17 protein-coding genes are annotated in these 17155 nt (G+C 43.4%); 12 read left to right on the top strand and 5 right to left on the bottom strand.

All coding sequences use genetic code 11. The features are described 5' to 3' along the window. Complete coding sequence (locus HMPREF1125_RS06455) at nt 1-609, top strand: TipC family immunity protein (RefSeq protein WP_000721851.1); 609 nt, start codon at nt 1-3, stop codon at nt 607-609. Between the two features lie 113 nt (nt 610-722). On the opposite strand, the gene HMPREF1125_RS06450 is transcribed toward HMPREF1125_RS06455, so the two are convergent. Genes HMPREF1125_RS06450 through HMPREF1125_RS06435 form a run of 4 tightly spaced genes read right to left on the bottom strand, consistent with a single transcriptional unit; the run spans nt 723 to nt 2373 of the window. Then, nucleotides 723-1262, bottom strand: coding sequence for a DUF3278 domain-containing protein (locus HMPREF1125_RS06450; RefSeq protein WP_000711222.1), 540 nt, complete (start codon nt 1260-1262; stop codon nt 723-725). Between the two features lie 12 nt (nt 1263-1274). Next, nucleotides 1275-1610: a hypothetical protein gene (locus HMPREF1125_RS06445; RefSeq protein ID WP_000838126.1), complete on the bottom strand. Its 336-nt coding sequence runs from the start codon at nt 1608-1610 to the stop codon at nt 1275-1277. Nucleotides 1611-1620: 10 nt separating this feature from the next. After that, on the bottom strand, nt 1621-2163 hold the full coding sequence (locus HMPREF1125_RS12555; RefSeq protein WP_000712408.1) for a DUF3278 domain-containing protein: 543 nt from the start codon (nt 2161-2163) through the stop codon (nt 1621-1623). 15 nt (nt 2164-2178) lie between these two features. After that, nucleotides 2179-2373, bottom strand: coding sequence for a helix-turn-helix transcriptional regulator (locus HMPREF1125_RS06435; protein WP_001082470.1), 195 nt, complete (start codon nt 2371-2373; stop codon nt 2179-2181). Between the two features lie 162 nt (nt 2374-2535). Here HMPREF1125_RS06435 and rsmH point away from each other — a divergent pair, with 162 nt between their 5' ends. Genes rsmH through mraY form a run of 4 tightly spaced genes read left to right on the top strand, consistent with a single transcriptional unit; the run spans nt 2536 to nt 7055 of the window. Continuing rightward, complete coding sequence (gene rsmH / locus HMPREF1125_RS06430) at nt 2536-3486, top strand: 16S rRNA (cytosine(1402)-N(4))-methyltransferase RsmH (RefSeq protein WP_000159391.1); 951 nt, start codon at nt 2536-2538, stop codon at nt 3484-3486. Between the two features lie 10 nt (nt 3487-3496). Next, on the top strand, nt 3497-3814 hold the full coding sequence (gene ftsL / locus HMPREF1125_RS06425; RefSeq protein WP_000840799.1) for a cell division protein FtsL: 318 nt from the start codon (nt 3497-3499) through the stop codon (nt 3812-3814). 3 nt (nt 3815-3817) lie between these two features. Then, nucleotides 3818-6073: a penicillin-binding protein PBP2X gene (gene pbp2X, locus HMPREF1125_RS06420; RefSeq protein WP_000816032.1), complete on the top strand. Its 2256-nt coding sequence runs from the start codon at nt 3818-3820 to the stop codon at nt 6071-6073. 1 nt (nt 6074) lies between these two features. After that, on the top strand, nt 6075-7055 hold the full coding sequence (gene mraY, locus HMPREF1125_RS06415) for a phospho-N-acetylmuramoyl-pentapeptide-transferase (RefSeq protein WP_000625792.1): 981 nt from the start codon (nt 6075-6077) through the stop codon (nt 7053-7055). 69 nt (nt 7056-7124) lie between these two features. Here the strand turns inward: mraY and HMPREF1125_RS12550 are convergent, their stop codons facing one another. Beyond that, nucleotides 7125-12188: an SIALI-17 repeat-containing surface protein gene (locus HMPREF1125_RS12550; protein ID WP_000716124.1), complete on the bottom strand. Its 5064-nt coding sequence runs from the start codon at nt 12186-12188 to the stop codon at nt 7125-7127. 322 nt (nt 12189-12510) lie between these two features. Here HMPREF1125_RS12550 and HMPREF1125_RS06410 point away from each other — a divergent pair, with 322 nt between their 5' ends. The 7 genes from HMPREF1125_RS06410 (at nt 12511) to HMPREF1125_RS06380 (ending at nt 17139) form a co-directional block, all read left to right on the top strand. Continuing rightward, nucleotides 12511-12756 (top strand): YneF family protein, encoded by a 246-nt coding sequence (locus tag HMPREF1125_RS06410; protein WP_000364986.1) that lies wholly within the window; start codon nt 12511-12513, stop codon nt 12754-12756. A gap of 206 nt (nt 12757-12962) precedes the next feature. Further along, nucleotides 12963-13757 carry a glutamate racemase gene (racE, locus tag HMPREF1125_RS06405; RefSeq protein ID WP_000370380.1) on the top strand — a complete coding sequence of 265 codons (795 nt, stop codon included), beginning with the start codon at nt 12963-12965 and terminating at the stop codon, nt 13755-13757. Beyond that, on the top strand, nt 13715-14725 hold the full coding sequence (locus HMPREF1125_RS06400; RefSeq protein ID WP_419185388.1) for a nucleoside-triphosphate diphosphatase: 1011 nt from the start codon (nt 13715-13717) through the stop codon (nt 14723-14725). Before racE ends, HMPREF1125_RS06400 begins: the two co-directional genes overlap by 43 nt. Beyond that, entirely contained in the window at nt 14701-15222 is a 522-nt protein-coding gene (locus HMPREF1125_RS06395; RefSeq protein WP_001118937.1) for a metallophosphoesterase, read from the top strand. Before HMPREF1125_RS06400 ends, HMPREF1125_RS06395 begins: the two co-directional genes overlap by 25 nt. Continuing rightward, nucleotides 15219-15680, top strand: coding sequence for a cyclic-di-AMP-binding protein CbpB (gene cbpB / locus HMPREF1125_RS06390; RefSeq protein ID WP_000560691.1), 462 nt, complete (start codon nt 15219-15221; stop codon nt 15678-15680). The genes HMPREF1125_RS06395 and cbpB overlap by 4 nt, the downstream gene beginning before the upstream one ends. Next, the gene (gene xerD, locus HMPREF1125_RS06385; RefSeq protein WP_329610191.1) at nt 15677-16411 is read left to right on the top strand and encodes a site-specific tyrosine recombinase XerD; all 735 of its coding nucleotides are present in this window, start codon (nt 15677-15679) and stop codon (nt 16409-16411) included. The genes cbpB and xerD overlap by 4 nt, the downstream gene beginning before the upstream one ends. Continuing rightward, nucleotides 16411-17139 carry a segregation/condensation protein A gene (locus HMPREF1125_RS06380; RefSeq protein WP_000351895.1) on the top strand — a complete coding sequence of 243 codons (729 nt, stop codon included), beginning with the start codon at nt 16411-16413 and terminating at the stop codon, nt 17137-17139. Before xerD ends, HMPREF1125_RS06380 begins: the two co-directional genes overlap by 1 nt. Nucleotides 17140-17155 lie beyond the last annotated feature (16 nt).

The following is a 17155-nucleotide window of genomic DNA, read 5'->3' as shown; positions in this document are numbered from 1 at the left end:
ATGAAGAAAATCCTCGGTTTAGTAGCGTTAGTCGCAATAATCGTATTATCCTATTTTTACTTTTTTCCTAAACAACCGAAAAACATTTTTGATGAAATCTACCAGGAGACTGAGAAAACTTATCAGACAAATAATATTTTAAGAAATATAGATGGCTTTGATATTAAACCCGTTTGGCCAAGTGATGGAGAATTTTTAAAATATACCCCTTCAGGGAATTATATAACTCTTCCGGAAGGTTATCTTGAACTAAGAATTGGTTTTAGTTTTTATACTGAAGATCAAACTGGTTCGATATCATTTGAAAAACGGATAGAGTCCAACGTTAGTATAAAAATGTGGACTGTGTATTCTCATAAAGAACGTAATTTAAAAAAATTTATCAAAATAGTTTTGAAGAAGACAGATACGAAAAATTATATCGAAGACGAGGCTCAGGTGAAATCCTACCTAGAGCAGTACGGCATCACTGCTAAGGATTTGGATTCTTACTACGACGAAATCGTCAACCAGAGAGTCTTGAAAGATTGGTGTACCATTTATGACAGCAAGTACTCGCCAAGCAATTATGGCGAAGTCAAGATTGAAACCCAGTGGGAGAATTGGTGACGAGGGTCAGTAGATATTTTGGAAAATATCCTATGAATTGAAGAGGAAATCCCACCTAGAACGAGCTAGGTGGGATTCTTTGCCTATGAAATGAGAAATTAGCGAATCTTGGTCTATTCTTTAACGTGTTCCGATAAAAAGGCGTAGGTCATGGTTCCAAAGATGGCACCAATTCCCAAACTCAACACTTGTAAAGGGAGCATTTTATCGAACTGGGAGAGATTATCCCAAAAGGTGTCGAGGGGAATACGCTGGACAAAGAGTTTATGAAAGATTAGTAAGAGGAAGAGACCAAGCTGAATGCTGAGGAATACACCCCAACTACGAACTTTGATTTGACTTTTGCTGTAGCTTTTGTGATGAATCTCGGACTGGTCGTCCTTGTCCAAATGTAAGTCGCGAACTGCTAGTCTCACCCTAGATGAGAGGATGAAGATAAGACCAAAATAGAGGTAGGGCATAGCATCTCGAACCAATTCTATGAAGCGTCCACATAGAAGATAAAACAAGAAGAGTAGGAGGGAAGAGTAAACGATTTGGATCAAGGCACGGGCACAAGCCTTGTAAATCATCTCTTGACGGCATTCATCAAGGGGGCCTTGTATGTGAAAGAATAGTTTGAGTAAACGAGTGGTGAAATCTTCTTTTTTCATGGGAGCGATCTCCTAAATCAACTGTTTTTGATCTACTTCTTTAACTACTTGATAAAAGTTATAGAAGTAGGGCAAACTTGAAATGATGGTTATGACTAGGAATATTGGAAATTTCCATTGGACAGGGTTGGTGAAAAGTTGTGGCAAGGATATGAGGAGAAAGAAAAGGGCGGTGTTGAGGATAGGTACCCGTTTTGATTGCATTTTCTCAAGTCCTTTATTGAGCACAGGAAGAAAGAGGAGTAATAGTATTAAAACTGTATGAGAAACAGCTCCTGAAATAAGAGCGAAGGAAAGGAAAATACTGATAAAAACATGACTGATCAGTAGTCTAGCTAGTGATTTCATAAGTTTCCTCCTAATCGTCGTCCTGGTCTTCCTTGGCTTTTTGAATGCGAAGAGTGACGACAATTTGCATCATCAGTCCGAAAAAGAAAGCTCCCAGTATAGTTTTTAAAATATGTTTTGTATTCAGAAGAGAACTGATGAAATTTGGATTTTCACTTGTTAGGGTATCGATGAATGGTATTATAAAAAATATCGCTATTCCGTAGATTAGACCGGATTTTAGCCCCGAAAAATGTAGCTGTTTACTTTCTTTTTGGTTCAGCATTTCGGGATCAATAGCTGTGATGCCCGTTTTCTTGGTTTGGGAGACCACATAGAGAGCAGAAATCATCGAAATGCCAAACACCACGATAGGATAGCCGATAGCGACAATTTGCGGGTATTTATAAGCAAGGACAAAGGGAATAAGATTACCTAAAGTCATGAGGTAAAAGAGAATCACAAAGATTTTATTTCCGATGCGGTCAGCTTCGCGTCGTTTGTATTCATCAAGGGGACCAGAAATACCGTATATGCGTTTAATGAGTTTGTCAGTGAGAGTTTCTTTTTTCATTTGTTTGCTCCTTTTTTAAAAATCGTCTTCCCAAAAGAGACTGTTGAGGTCAGTTTGGAGGCTGCGGGCGAGATTGAGACAGAGTTCCAGAGTTGGATTGTACTTGTCATTTTCAATCATGTTGATGGTCTGTCTCGAGACACCGATATCTTTGGCGAGCTCGAGCTGGGAAATGCCCAGTTCCTTGCGGAATTCTTTGACACGATTCATAGGGTCTCCTTTCTGATATGTCGCATATATTTGACTATATTATATTCTTTCGAGAGTTATATGTCAAGTATATATGACATATTTTTGAGAATTTTTTTCGAAGAAACTTAGCCTTGTCTGACAAGTGCAAGCTGGTCGGATTTGTGGTAAAATAGATAAGATATGACAAAAGAATTTCATCATGTAACGGTCTTGCTTCATGAAACGATTGATATGCTTGACGTAAAACCTGACGGTATCTACGTTGATGCGACTTTGGGCGGAGCGGGCCATAGCGAATATTTATTAAGTAAATTGAGCGAAAAAGGGCATCTCTATGCCTTTGACCAGGACCAGAATGCCATTGACAATGCGCAAAAACGTTTGGCACCCTATATCGAAAAGGGGATGGTAACCTTTATCAAGGATAACTTCCGTCATTTGCAGGCACGTTTGCAGGAGGCTGGTGTCCAGGAAATTGATGGAATTTGTTATGATTTGGGAGTGTCCAGTCCTCAGCTGGATCAGCGTGAGCGTGGCTTTTCTTATAAAAAGGATGCATCACTGGATATGCGGATGAATCAGGAAGCTAGTCTGACGGCCTATGAAGTGGTCAATCATTATGACTATCATGACCTGGTTCGGATCTTTTTCAAGTATGGTGAGGATAAGTTTTCTAAACAGATTGCTCGTAAGATTGAGCAAGTGCGTGAGGTGAAACCCATTGAGACGACGACGGAGTTGGCAGAGATTATCAAGTCAGCAAAGCCCGCCAAGGAACTCAAGAAAAAGGGGCACCCTGCCAAGCAGATTTTCCAGGCTATCCGAATCGAAGTCAATGATGAGCTGGGTGCGGCAGATGAATCCATCCAGCAGGCCATGGACATGCTGGCTCTGGATGGTAGAATCTCGGTCATTACTTTCCATTCGCTGGAAGACCGTTTGACCAAGCAATTATTCAAGGAAGCTTCTACAGTGGAAGTTCCAAAAGGCTTGCCCTTCATTCCAGATGATCTTAAGCCTAAGATGGAGTTGGTATCCCGTAAGCCGATCTTGCCAAGTGCCGAAGAGCTAGTAGCCAACAACCGTTCGCATTCAGCCAAGTTGCGCGTGGCCAGAAAAATTCACAAGTAAGAGGAAAAACATGGCAGAAAGAATCGAAAAAACAAGCCAGTTATTGCAAACGAAGTTTAAAGGTTTTTCACGTGTGGAAAAGGCCTTCTATGTTTCGATTGCTGCAACAATGATTATCCTGGCAGTTAGCGTTGTGTTTATGCAGACCAAGCTATTACAAGTTCAGAATGAATTGACCAAGGTCAATGCTCAAATCGAAGAAAAGAAAACCGAGCTAGACGATGCCAAGCAAGAGGTCAATGAATTGATTCGTTCAGAACGTTTGAAAGAAATTGCAAACTCTAAGAATTTGCAGCTGAATAACGAAAATATCCGAGCAACGGAGTAAGAAATGAAACAGTGGAAAGAAAAAATCATCCGTTATGCCGTCCGTAACCGTAAATCTCCAGAAGAAAATCGCCGAAGAGTAGGGAAAAGCCTGAGTTTATTGGCTGTCATACTCTTCGCTGTCTTTTTGGTCAACTTTGCGGTCATTATCGGAACGGGTAAAAAATTTGGTAAGGACTTGGTTCAAGAAGCCAAAAAGGTTCACCAAACAACCAAGACGATTCCAGCCAAGCGGGGGACCATTTATGATCGAAATGGGACACCTATTGCAGAGGATGCGACATCTTATAATATCTATGCTATTATTGACAAGACCTACAAGTCAGCAACAGGCAAAATTCTCTATGTAGAGGATTCTCAATTTAATAAGGTAGCTGAAATTTTCCATAAGTATCTGGATATGGAGGAGTCCTATGTCAAAGAACAGCTTTCTCAGCCAGATCTAAAACAGGTATCCTTTGGTACCAAGGGAAATGGGATTACCTATGCCAATATGATGGCCATTAAAAACGACCTCAAAACTGCTGGTGTCGAGGGGGTTGACTTTACAACCAGCCCTAATCGTAGTTATCCCAATGGACAGTTTGCTTCTTCCTTTATCGGTTTAGCACAACTCCATGAAAATGAGGATGGCACCAAGAGCTTGATTGGGACATCTGGATTGGAGAGTTCTTTAAATAGCATTCTGGCAGGTACAGATGGGATCATTACCTATGAGAAGGATCGTTTGGGAAATATTGTTCCGGGTACCGATCAAGCTTCCCAACAAACGGTAGATGGAAAGGATGTGTACACAACCCTTTCTAGTCCCTTGCAATCCTTTATGGAAACCCAGATGGATGCCTTTCAGGAAAAGGTAAAAGGCAAGTATATGACGGCTACCTTGGTCAGCGCTAAGACAGGGGAAATCCTGGCTACAACCCAACGGCCGACCTTCAATGCTGATACCAAGGATGGCATCACAAAAGACTTTGTCTGGCGTGATATCCTCTATCAAAGTAACTATGAGCCAGGATCAACTATGAAGGTGATGATGTTGGCCTCAGCTATTGATAACAATACCTTCCCTGGTGGCGAGTACTTTAACAGTAGTGAATTGAAAATAGCTGATGCGACCATTCGAGACTGGGACGTCAATGAAGGATTGACTAGTGGTGGCACCATGACCTTCTCTCAAGGATTTGCCCACTCAAGTAATATCGGGATGACCTTGCTTGAGCAAAAGATGGGAGATGCAACCTGGCTGGGCTATCTCAATCGCTTTAAATTTGGGGTACCGACCCGTTTTGGTCTGACAGATGAGTACACAGGTCAATTACCTGCTGATAACATTGTCAATATTGCCATGAGTGCATTTGGACAAGGGATCTCTGTCACCCAGACCCAGATGCTTCGTGCTTTTACAGCTATTGCCAACGATGGGGTTATGTTGGAGCCGAAATTTATCAGTGCCCTCTATGATCCAAATGACCAGTCTGTCCGTAAGTCTCAAAAGGAAATTGTCGGAAATCCTGTGTCAAAAGCAGCAGCGTCCTCTACTCGGGAGCACATGGTCATGGTCGGAACAGATCCTGTCTACGGTACCATGTACAACCACAGCATAGGAAAGCCGAATGTCAATGTTCCAGGTCAGAATGTCGCCCTGAAATCAGGGACTGCTCAGATTGCCGATGAGAAGAATGGGGGTTACCTTACAGGTGAAACCAACTATATCTTCTCTGTTGTGTCGATGCATCCTGCAGAAAATCCTGACTTTATCCTCTATGTGACGGTGCAACAGCCAGTGCATTATTCGGGTGTTCAGCTGGGAGAGTTTGCCAACCCAATCCTTGAGCGAGCTTCTGCCATGAAAGAATCCCTCAATCTTCAGTCAACTGCCAAGAGCTTGGATCAGGTCAGCAAGACGACAAGCTATGCGATGCCAGCTACCAAGGACTTTACTCCGGGTGACCTAGCAGAGGAATTGCGTCGTAACCTTGTCCAACCAATCGTTATCGGAACAGGAACCAAGATCAAGGAGCTCTCGGTTTCTGAAGGAGATAATTTGGAAGCTAATCAGCAGATCTTGATACTATCTGATAAGGTCGAAGAAATGCCTGATATGTATGGCTGGACAGATGAAAATGTGCAAACATTTGCCAAATGGCTAAATATAGAAATAGAGTGGGAAGGTAGTGGCAAAACGGTCAAGAAACAAAGTGTCCGTACCAATACAGCTCTCAAAGACCTTAAAAAAATGAAAATAACTTTAGGAGATTAACATGATTAGTTCCATTAGTGCTGGAGTTCTAGCCTTTCTATTGACCTTGATAGGTATTCCAGCCTTTATCCGATTTTATCGAAAAGCACAGATTACAGGACAGCAGATGCACGAGGATGTCAAGCAACACCAAGCTAAAGCTGGGACTCCAACCATGGGAGGTCTTGTCTTCCTGATCGTTGCAGTAGTAGTGAGCTTCCTTGTCGCTCTCTTTACCCAACAATTGACTAACAATGTAGGCATGATTTTGTTTATCTTGGTTTTGTATGGTTTGGTAGGTTTTTTGGATGATTTCCTCAAAATTTTCCGTAAGATCAACGAAGGATTGAATCCTAAGCAAAAGCTTGCTCTCCAGTTGCTTGGAGGAGTGATTTTCTACCTCTTTTATGAGCGTGGTGGTGACATGCTTTCAGTTTTTGGCTACCAAGTTCATCTGGGTATTTTCTATATCTTCTTTGCCCTTTTCTGGCTAGTTGGCTTTTCAAATGCGGTGAATCTGACTGACGGGATCGACGGCTTAGCAAGTATTTCCGTAGTGATTAGCCTGTCGGCCTATGGTGTGATTGCTTATATGCAAAATCAACTGGATATTCTTCTTGTGATTCTTGCCATGATTGGTGGTTTGCTAGGCTTCTTCGTCTTTAACCACAAACCTGCCAAGGTCTTTATGGGAGATGTAGGAAGTTTGGCTCTTGGTGGAATGCTGGCAGCAATCTCTATGGCGCTCCACCAAGAATGGACCCTTTTGCTGATTGGGATTATCTATGTTTTTGAGACAAGCTCTGTTATGATGCAGGTTACCTACTTTAAGCTTAGTGGTGGGAAACGTATCTTCCGTATGACACCTGTCCATCACCATTTCGAGCTTGGAGGATTCTCAGGCAAGGGCAATCCTTGGAGCGAGTGGAAGGTTGACTTCTTCTTTTGGGGAGTTGGGCTTCTAGCAAGTCTCTTGACCTTAGTCTTTTTATACCTACTGTAAATCTAACTTTTGATGACAAAATAAAATAGGATGAAGGTGATCTTCATCCTGTTTTTGTGTGCTTAAAGGTTAGTTGGAGTCATCCTTTCTTCCTTTTAACATAAAAGTGGCTGTGAGGGCTAGGCTGAGGCCTGCTAAGAAGAGGAGGGGGTTGGACGCATCTCCTGTTGCTGGAAGTTCTTCTTTAGGAGAATGATATCCAGTTTTAGCAAGGCTAGGACTAGATGAAAGTTGTTCAGTCTCGTGTGCTAAGGTTTCTGTATCTGAAGCACTTGTTTTTTCCTCTGTGTTAGAGCTTGTTCCAGCAGCTTGATAGACGACAGCATAGGTACTGAAATGACTAGTGATGAATTCTACCTTTCTGTCTCGAACGGTGAAATCAAGGACTTGCAACTCCTTGGTCGGAGTGATGTAGTAGACCTTTTCTACGTTAGCTGAAATAGGCAAGCGAACCAAGACAGAGCCTTTTGGCTGCAAGCTATGATCGGTTGGATTTTTAAGTTGTAGGTCGTAAGCATCATAGGTCTTGCCAAAGAGTTCTTGAGCTAAGACACGTTGGCTAGAAACGTGAGAAATTCCTTCTAAGTCGCTGGCTCCACCGATGATTTCCACTCCAGTCTCCTTATTTTTCAAGACTCGAACTGGATAATCAGGAAAGCTAAGGGTCGGAGCAGCCTGATCTCCGCTAGTTCCGATAGGGTCAGTGTACTCAGGTTTTTCAACAGTAGGAGCTTCCTCTTGCCCTGCTGTTCCGATCGATTCGGTATACTCAGGTTTTTCAACAATAGGAGCTTCTTCTTGTCCTGCAGTCCCGATAGGCTCAGTGTATTCCGGAATTTCAACAGTAGGAGCTGGTTCCTCTTGCCCCGCAGTTCCGATAGGATCAGTATACTCCGGAATTTCAACAGTAGGAGCTGGTTCGTCCCCCTTGCTTGTAGTTGGCTGACTCTCGTCAACCTTTTTCTCTTCTTTTTTAGTAAAGACGGCTACGATAGGGCTGGTTGTGGTATTTCCTTGAATGGTATAAGCTTCAATGGCATTTCCAGCTTTGCGATTGGTTTCTTCAGGGATTGGGATTTGAACTTGATTGTCTTGGACTGATAGGATAGTCTGATCTCCACTTGTAACCAGATGCGTTTCGTCCACTTTGCGGAATACTAGAGGATCTTTGACACCTGGGAAGGTTACAGCGATGGCTTCCCAGTCTCCAGATGGTAGGGTTAAGGAAATTTCTTTGTCGTTTTCCTTGAGAGGAGCGATACTTGGACTATCTATACCAACAGCTGGGGCTTTGATGATGTCAAAAGAGTCCAGAGAAATTTTCTTGCGACCTTCTGGTGAATCTGGATCAACACGTAATGTTAGGGTGTGCGGGCCGTCAGTAAGGTTTGTAAATTCGCCAATAAAGGCTCTCTTTTCGGTTGCACCTGAAGTGTAGAAGTCTAGACTTGGCATTTCTTTGCCATCTAGTGTAACACGTGCCCGTCCAAGAGCGAGGCTCTTCAAGCCAAAGATACGAATACCTGTCCCTGTAAAGGAAATAGTTGCCTGAGCTTCTGAAGCAGTACTTGGGTCGCTGTTGTTAATATCAGCGTATTTTTCCGTACCACCGTAGAGTTCAGGGTCAGACCAGTCCTTAAACTGGGAACCATACTGGATGCGCGAATCACGATCATCTATTTTTTCAATTGAATTGCCTGTTCCTGCTAGGATCTTGAAATAATCTAATGAAATTTTCGAGCGCTCACTACCACGTCCTTTGTGCTCACGTTTAACACGAAGAGTCAATGTGTGAGGTCCGTCAGATAATCCTGCGAAACGACCGATGAGACTACTTTTTTCAGTTGCCCCAGGAGTATGGAAGTCAAGTTTGCCGACCTCTTTGCCATCAATTTTAGCAGTAGCAAGACCTAGTTCAGACGATTTTAGTCCATAGATTTCGATGCCAACACCATTGAAAGGAATGGTTGCAGTGATGTCTTCGTCTGTGTAGTCTCCTTTTGAAAGGTCAGCAAATTTCTCTGTTCCTCCAAATAATTCTGAATCTGCCCAGTTTCCAAAGGCAGCTCCGTACTGAATACGGCTATCTCGGTCGTCCATCAACTCGCTGTATGTTTCAACAGCGGCCTGTTCAGAAACTTGTGTGGAAAGTTCGCCCAGCATAGCCTTGACGGTATAAGTGTAGGCATGTTGAGGATCCAGTGATCGGTCAATAAAGTGGGTTTGATTGGTTACAAATTCTCTAGTTGCAGAGGTTTGTCCAGATTCGTCTTTTACTTGTCTTTGGATGACATAGTGGGTAGCACCTTCTACTTGGTTAAAGGTAAGTTCGGCAGTGACTCCATTTTGTCGAACTGCTGTCAGACTGGTTATGCGACCAGGGAAATGTTCAAAGGTAATGACATCACCTTTTTGTGTTGCCAGTTGGATGCGGCCATCTTTGAGGATGGTTGCCTTGACTGCTTTGCCATTGACCTTAACCTGACTGGCTTCGATATTTGGATAGTCTACAACCAAGTCTCCACCGACATTTGACAGGAAGGACAAGCTTTGCAGGTTTTTATCTTTCCATTTCATGCTGACTTCAAAGTTACCACGGGCAATCAAACCAGAAACCTGACCGTCTTTCCAAGCATCTGGAAGGGCTGGCAATGGTGCAATATAGCCAGTATGAGATTGCAGGAGCATTTCTGCCATCCCACTAGTTGCTCCAAAGTTTCCGTCGATTTGGAAAGGCGCGTGGGTATCCCAAAGGTTTTCTAGGGTTGAGTATTTGAGCTGTTCAGCGAGTAAGCGATGAGCACGGTTACCGTCCAGTAGACGAACCCAGAGATTGATTTTATTGGCCTTAGACCAACCAGTACCACCATCTCCACGGTGGTTTAAAGTAGCACGCGCAGCCTCTAGGTATTCAGCCTGGTCCTTGCTAAAGAGCGTACCTGGGAAGAGACCAACTAGATGGGAAACGTGGCGGTGGTTGTTTTCAATGCCTTCGTTGGTGAATTGTGGACTGTCTTCTTCGTACCATTCTTTGATACGGCCCTCTTTGTTGATATGAAGGGGTTTGAGTTTGTCAAATTTAGCCTTGACCTCTGTGACTAAGTCTTGGTCGACTTTTAGATGGTTGGCAACTTCCATGTAATCATGGAATAGCTGCCAGACTAGCGACTGGTCAAAGGTATTTCCGATGGTGATGGTACCGTGTTCTGGTGAGTAGGATGGAGAAGACACCCAACGGTCACTGGTTTTATCATAGTGCAAGAAGGAATTCCAGAACTTGGCAGTTTCCTTGAGCATTGGGTAAATCTTTTCTTTGAGATAGCTCTCGTCCTTGGTGAATTTATAGTAGTCATAGACATTCTGCATCATCCAGGCATTAGCTGCTGGAGACCAACCCCAATAGTAATTCCAACCAGGAGTAGTCCAGCCAAATGGAGTTGCTTGAGTGTGGACCAGCCAACCATTTTCTTGTCCGTCTTTGGATTCGATGCCAGCGTATTCCTTGGCGGCGATACGGCCATAGTAACGCATGTCGTCAATGTAATTGATCATTGGCTTGGCTGTCTCAGCAAGGTTGCTCATGTAGGCTGGCCAATAGTTCATTTGCAAATTGACATTGAGGTGGTAGTCAGCGTTCCAAGGTGGATTGTCTACGGCATTCCAGACTCCTTGTAGGTTTGCAGGAAGGGCATCTGTTCGATCACGAGAAGAACTGATGAGTAAATAACGTCCGTATTGGAAGAAGAGTTCTTCCAATTTTTGCCCTTTTTCTGGGTTATAGCCTTGAAGGGCCTCTTTAGTCGTTTGAGCAGTCTTGTTTCCGCCTAGGTTTAGTTTAACGCGGTTAAAGAGACTTTGATAGTCCTTGATATGGGCCTTTTTCAGTGTCTCGTAGTCTTTGGCCTTAGCTGCTTCGACAATCCCTTTAACTGTTTTTTCGAGGTCAATGTCTTTTCGATAGCTGGTTTTTGGATTCTGAGCAAAGTTAGTCTTGGCACTGAGATAGAGAGTTGCATAACTTGCGCCTGTAACGGTCAGAGTTTCGTCCTGAACAGTCACCTTTCCGTCCGTTTTAATTCCTAGATAGGATGCAAATTTGAGGCCGTTATCTTTGACAGTTCCCTTTAGAAGGATTCCGTTTGCATCTGTAGTGACATGACCATTCTTATAGTTAGAATATTCCCAAGAGTAGTTGCCATTAGCAAGCAAGTCCTCTGTCAAGCTGTTCCAAAGGGTAAAGTCAAGCGTCTTGTTTCCTTTTTTAGTCAAGTGAGTCACGGTGACATCATCAGGATAGCTAGAGAAGGTTTCGCGTTTGAAGGTCGTCCCATCTTGGGTGTAAGAAGTGGTCGTAGTAGCATCTGTGATATCCAAACCACGGTGATAATCTGTCACTGTATCCAAACCCTTTTTCTGGTTATTGAAGACCATAAAAATATCACCAAAGGCTAGGTAACGTCCATACTGGGCGTTGTTTGGTCCGACTAGATTTTGTTCAGCCAGTTGTTTTGCTTTTTGGCGGTCACCAGCTTCGAGGGCCTTACGAATCTCCGCCAAGACCTTGTAGCGATCCTTGTAGTTTCCTCCATTATAGTCGGTGCTATCGGGTTGTGGTCCTCCTGACCAGAGGGTCTTTTCGTTGTACTGGATTCTCTCTTCGCCAATGAGTCCGAAAACTTTGGCTCCCATTTCTCCATTTCCGACAGGGAGGGCTTGTTTTTCCCATCCATCATAGGAGGGAGCTGTTGGCTGATCGTAGTTGAGTTGATAGTTTTCTTGCTTTGTCACTGGCAGTTCTGTCTTCTCGCTCTCCTTGTTTTCTTTTGAGTCTATAACAGCTTCACTACTAGCTTGACTACTTGTAGGCTGAGTCTCCTCGGCTGGTTTGCTTTCGGTACTTGGAGTCTCAACTAGAGCTGGTTTAGCGGTCTCGGTCGGTTCAATCTGCTCTGATCCACTATCAGGTTTAGTTGTAGTCTCGACAATACTTGGGTCATTTTGCTGCACTTCAATACCATCAGCTGAGACTGTATGACTAGATAGAAAAACAGCTCCCAGTAAAACAGAAGCAGTCCCAACCGTTAGTTTGCGGATGCTATAGCGACAGGATTTCTCCCAAAAGTGTTTTTTCATAAAACCCTCCTTCATTTATTCGAAACTGCTTACATTTTATAAAGCAGTTTCGTTTATTTTGTTTCTATTTATCTCCTCACCTCCCATTCTAATGGTCGCTTAGCATTTGTCAATAGCTTTTTAGCAAGAGACATATTTGCTGTTGTTTTTTCTTAAAATAGTAGAGTAAAGAGGGGATTATTCGTAATTTCATAGTTCATTCTGAATGTAAGACTAGCTTAGAATTGGCTTAACTCCATCCCTGAAAGCGTGAAACAAACTAGTCAGGAAAGTCACTTTATGGTATAATATAGAAGACTCAAAAAGAAACAGGAGAAAAAGAATGGATTTACTTTTAGCAATTGTCTTGATTGTGCTAGCTTTTCTAGGAGGAGCTCTTGGAGGTATGTATTTGGTGCGTAAGCAAATTGAAAAAGAATTTGCTGACAACCCACGTTTGAATGCTGAGGCAGTTCGTGCTCTTTTGAGCGCAAATGGTCAAAAACCAAGCGAAGCCAAGGTACAACAAGTTTACCACCAAATTATCCGTCAACAAAAAGCAGCTCTTGCTAACAATAAAAAGAAATAAATAGGAAAAGTCTGGGATGAAAGTTCCAGACTTCTCACTATGTTCAATAGTTCTCAAGGATAAGACTTTTTCCTTGCATTCTATTGATATTTGATTATGATTAAGAGAGAGGCAGTTGACATTCTATCAAGCTGTCGTTAGTTCCTTCAGGACAAGGAATCATGATGAACTATCAATCAGAAAAAGAAGACTAGAAAGAAGACTGTATGGATAATCGACCAATTGGTTTTTTGGATTCGGGTGTCGGGGGCTTGACCGTTGTTCGTGAGCTCATGCGCCAGCTTCCCCATGAAGAAATCGTCTATATTGGAGATTCAGCACGGGCGCCCTATGGTCCCCGTCCTGCTGAGCAAATTCGTGAATATACTTGGCAGTTGGTCAACTTTCTCTTGACCAAAGATGTCAAGATGATTGTCATTGCTTGTAACACTGCGACTGCGGTCGTCTGGGAAGAAATCAAGGCTCAACTAGATATTCCCGTCCTAGGTGTGATTTTGCCAGGAGCTTCGGCAGCCATCAAGTCCAGTCAAGGTGGGAAAATCGGAGTGATTGGAACCCCTATGACAGTACAATCAGACATCTACCGTCAGAAAATCCATGATTTGGATCCGGACTTACAGGTGGAGAGTTTGGCCTGTCCCAAGTTTGCCCCCTTGGTGGAGTCTGGTGCCCTGTCAACCAGTGTTACCAAGAAAGTGGTCTATGAAACCCTGCGTCCCTTGGTCGGCAAGGTGGATAGCTTGATTCTGGGTTGTACCCATTATCCGCTCCTTCGCCCCATCATACAAAATGTCATGGGACCTAAGGTTCAGCTCATTGATAGTGGGGCAGAGTGCGTACGAGATATCTCGGTTTTGCTTAACTATTTTGAAATCAATCGTAGCCGAGATGCGGGACCTCTTCAACATCGTTTTTACACAACAGCCAATAGCCAAAGTTTTGCCCAAATTGGGGAAGAATGGCTGGAAAAAGAGATTCATGTGGAGCATGTAACTTTATGACAAACAAAATTTATGAATACAAGGATGACCAGGACTGGTATGTTGGTGTCTGGGATGTCTATGGAGGCATCTACAGTCTCATCAAAGATCCTCTTGATCTTGATTTTATGGATTTAGCGCGGATTTTTCGTGATGAGGAAAATGGCTTTCCAATTACGATAACGGTGATGCGCTGGTCTTCTAACTACCGTCTGCTCTCCTTTATCGTTGAGATTTTAAATGCGGAAGCAGGACGTAACTTGGAAGTCATCCAACGTCAGGGAGCCTTGCTTTTGATAGAAAATGGACAGCTCCTGCATGTCGAACTACCTAAAGAAGGGGTCGATGTTCAAGACTTCTTTGAGACTAGCAAGGTCAGAGAAACTCTGCTCATTGCGACTCGTAACGAGGGCAAGACCAAGGAATTCCGAGCTATCTTTGACAAGTTAGGCTACGATGTGGAAAATCTCAATGACTATCCTGAACTGCCTGAAGTAGCTGAAACAGGTATGACCTTTGAAGAAAATGCTCGCCTGAAAGCAGAAACCATTTCCCAATTAACAGGTAAGATGGTTTTAGCAGATGATTCTGGTCTCAAAGTTGATGTCCTCGGCGGTTTACCAGGAGTCTGGTCAGCGCGATTCGCTGGTGTGGGAGCTACTGACCGAGAAAACAATGCCAAACTCTTGCACGAATTGGCCATGGTCTTTGAACTCAAGGACCGTTCGGCACAATTCCACACAACCCTGGTTGTAGCTAGTCCAAACAAGGAAAGTTTGGTTGTCGAAGCTGACTGGCCAGGCTACATTAACTTTGAACCTAAGGGTGAAAATGGCTTTGGCTATGACCCGCTCTTCCTGGTAGGAGAGACAGGTAAATCCTCAGCAGAGCTAACCCTTGAAGAAAAAAATAGCCAATCCCACCGAGCCTTAGCCGTTAAGAAACTTTTGGAGGTATTTCCATCATGGCAAAGCAAACCATCATTGTAATGAGTGATTCCCATGGCGATAGCTTGATTGTGGAAGAAATTCGCGATCGCTATCTGGGGAAAGTCGATGCCATTTTTCACGATGGTGACTCAGAACTCCGTCCTGATGCTCCACTTTGGGAGGGCATCCATGTCGTCAAAGGCAACATGGACTTTTATGCGGGCTACCCAGAACGTTTGGTGACCCAACTTGGTCCGACCAAGATTATCCAGACTCACGGACACTTATTTGATATCAATTTCAACTTTCAAAAGTTGGACTACTGGGCTCAGGAAGAAGAAGCAGACATCTGTCTCTATGGTCACTTGCATGTGCCAAATGCTTGGATGGAAGGAAAGACGCTCTTTCTCAATCCAGGCTCCATCAGTCAACCACGAGGGACTATCAGAGAATGCCTCTATGCCCGTGTGGAGATTGATGACAGCTATTTCAAAGTAGATTTTTTGACACGTGATCATGAGGTTTATCCAGGCTTGTCCAAGGAGTTTGCTCGATGATTGCCAAGGAATTTGAAGCATTTTTACTGGATCAGGAAGAGACTTTCCTTACCCCTGCCGAGAATCTAGCAGCCTTGATTGATACCCATAACGCTGACCATGCGATTTTAGTGTTGAGCCAAATCACTTATACCCGTATCCCTGTTGTGACCTTTGACAAACGCTTTGTCGGGACTATTGGTCTGAGAGACATTTTGGCTTATCAAATGGAGCAAGGTTTGACGGATGAACAGATGGCAAAGACAGACATCGTCAATATGACCAAGACGGATGTGGCAGTTGTCGCTCCAGACTATAACATCACAGAGGTCCTCCATAAACTGGTGGATGAACCCTTCTTGCCAGTGGTAGATGATGAAGGGATTTTTCAAGGAATCATCACGCGCAAGTCCATCCTCAAGGCCGTCAATGCCCTTTTGCATGACTTTAGTAAGGAATATGAGATTCGATGCAAATGAGAGAGAGGATTTCAGCATTTTTAGAGGAAAAGCAGGGTTTATCTGCCAATTCCAAGCAGTCCTATAAGTATGATTTGGAGCAATTTTTAGACATTGTAGGTGAGCGGATTTCTGAGACCAGTCTTAAGATTTACCAAGCCCAGCTAGCCAATCTAAAAATCAGCGCCCAGAAGCGAAAACTTTCGGCCTGTAACCAATTTCTCTACTTTCTCTACCAAAAAGGAGAAGTGGACAGTTTTTACCGTCTGGAATTAGCCAAACAAGCTGAAAAGAAGATTGAAAAATCAGAAATTCTAGACCTAGACTCTTTTTGGCAGGAAAGTAATTATCCAGAAGGACGCTTGCTGGCGCTTCTTATCTTGGAAATAGGGCTCTTGCCAAGTGAGATTTTAGCCCTTAAGGTTGCAGATATCAATCTGGATTTTCAAGTGTTGAGAATCAGCAAGGCTTCCCAACAGAGGATTGTCACCATACCCACGATCTTGACTCCAGAATTGGAACCCTTGATGGGGCAGACCTATCTCTTTGAAAGGAGTGGGAAAACCTATTCTCGTCAGTGGGCCTTTCGTCAGCTGGAGTCCTTTGTCAAGGAGAAAGGTTTCCCAGAACTATCAGCTCAAGCCCTACGGGAACAGTTCATTCTAAGACAAATAGAAAACAAGGTCGATTTGTACGAAATTGCAAAAAAATTAGGATTAAAAACAGTCCTGACCTTAGAAAAATATAGATAATGGATATTAAATTAAAAGATTTTGAAGGGCCCTTGGACCTGCTCTTGCACTTGGTTTCTAAGTACCAGATGGATATCTACGATGTGCCCATTACAGAAGTTATCGAACAGTATCTAGCCTATGTCTCAACTCTGCAGGCCATGCGTCTGGAAGTGACAGGTGAGTATATGGTTATGGCCAGTCAGCTGATGCTGATCAAGAGTCGCAAGCTCTTGCCAAAGGTAGCAGAAGTGACAGACTTGGAGGATGACCTAGAGCAGGATCTTCTCTCTCAAATCGAAGAATACCGCAAATTCAAACTCTTGGGTGAGCACTTGGAGGCTAAGCACCAAGATCGGGCCCAGTACTATTCCAAAGCGCCAACAGAGTTGATTTACGAGGATGCAGAGCTTGTGCATGACAGGACGACCATTGATCTCTTTTTGGCTTTTTCAAATATCCTAGCCAAGAAAAAAGAGGAATTCGCTCAGAATCACACGACCATCTTGCGGGATGAGTATAAGATTGAGGACATGATGGTCATCGTAAAAGAGTCCTTGACTGGACGAGACCAGTTGCGCTTGCAGGATTTGTTCAAGGAAGCCCAGAATGTTCAAGAGGTCATTACCCTCTTTTTGGCGACCTTAGAGTTAATCAAAACCCAGGAACTGATCCTCGTACAAGAGGAGAGTTTCGGAGATATCTATCTCATGGAAAAGAAGGAAGAAAGTCAAGAGGCACAAAGCTAGACTTGATAGAGAGGAA

Source organism: Streptococcus oralis SK304, from assembly GCF_000287715.1.
Lineage (GTDB): Bacteria > Bacillota > Bacilli > Lactobacillales > Streptococcaceae > Streptococcus > Streptococcus oralis_Y.
This window is presented reverse-complemented; position numbering and strand designations above follow the sequence as displayed.

Coding starts and splice junctions, on each gene's coding strand:
- mraY (WP_000625792.1), top strand. CDS start 6,075: ATGATTAGTTCCATTAGTGCTGGAGTTCTAGCCTTTCTATTGACCTTG.
- rsmH (WP_000159391.1), top strand. CDS start 2,536: ATGACAAAAGAATTTCATCATGTAACGGTCTTGCTTCATGAAACGATT.
- HMPREF1125_RS12550 (WP_000716124.1), bottom strand. CDS start 12,188: ATGAAAAAACACTTTTGGGAGAAATCCTGTCGCTATAGCATCCGCAAA.
- HMPREF1125_RS06380 (WP_000351895.1), top strand. CDS start 16,411: ATGGATATTAAATTAAAAGATTTTGAAGGGCCCTTGGACCTGCTCTTG.
- HMPREF1125_RS06395 (WP_001118937.1), top strand. CDS start 14,701: ATGGCAAAGCAAACCATCATTGTAATGAGTGATTCCCATGGCGATAGC.
- HMPREF1125_RS06445 (WP_000838126.1), bottom strand. CDS start 1,610: ATGAAATCACTAGCTAGACTACTGATCAGTCATGTTTTTATCAGTATT.
- ftsL (WP_000840799.1), top strand. CDS start 3,497: ATGGCAGAAAGAATCGAAAAAACAAGCCAGTTATTGCAAACGAAGTTT.
- HMPREF1125_RS06455 (WP_000721851.1), top strand. CDS start 1: ATGAAGAAAATCCTCGGTTTAGTAGCGTTAGTCGCAATAATCGTATTA.
- HMPREF1125_RS06410 (WP_000364986.1), top strand. CDS start 12,511: ATGGATTTACTTTTAGCAATTGTCTTGATTGTGCTAGCTTTTCTAGGA.
- racE (WP_000370380.1), top strand. CDS start 12,963: ATGGATAATCGACCAATTGGTTTTTTGGATTCGGGTGTCGGGGGCTTG.
- HMPREF1125_RS06450 (WP_000711222.1), bottom strand. CDS start 1,262: ATGAAAAAAGAAGATTTCACCACTCGTTTACTCAAACTATTCTTTCAC.
- xerD (WP_329610191.1), top strand. CDS start 15,677: ATGAGAGAGAGGATTTCAGCATTTTTAGAGGAAAAGCAGGGTTTATCT.
- cbpB (WP_000560691.1), top strand. CDS start 15,219: ATGATTGCCAAGGAATTTGAAGCATTTTTACTGGATCAGGAAGAGACT.
- HMPREF1125_RS06400 (WP_419185388.1), top strand. CDS start 13,715: ATGGCTGGAAAAAGAGATTCATGTGGAGCATGTAACTTTATGACAAAC.
- pbp2X (WP_000816032.1), top strand. CDS start 3,818: ATGAAACAGTGGAAAGAAAAAATCATCCGTTATGCCGTCCGTAACCGT.
- HMPREF1125_RS12555 (WP_000712408.1), bottom strand. CDS start 2,163: ATGAAAAAAGAAACTCTCACTGACAAACTCATTAAACGCATATACGGT.
- HMPREF1125_RS06435 (WP_001082470.1), bottom strand. CDS start 2,373: ATGAATCGTGTCAAAGAATTCCGCAAGGAACTGGGCATTTCCCAGCTC.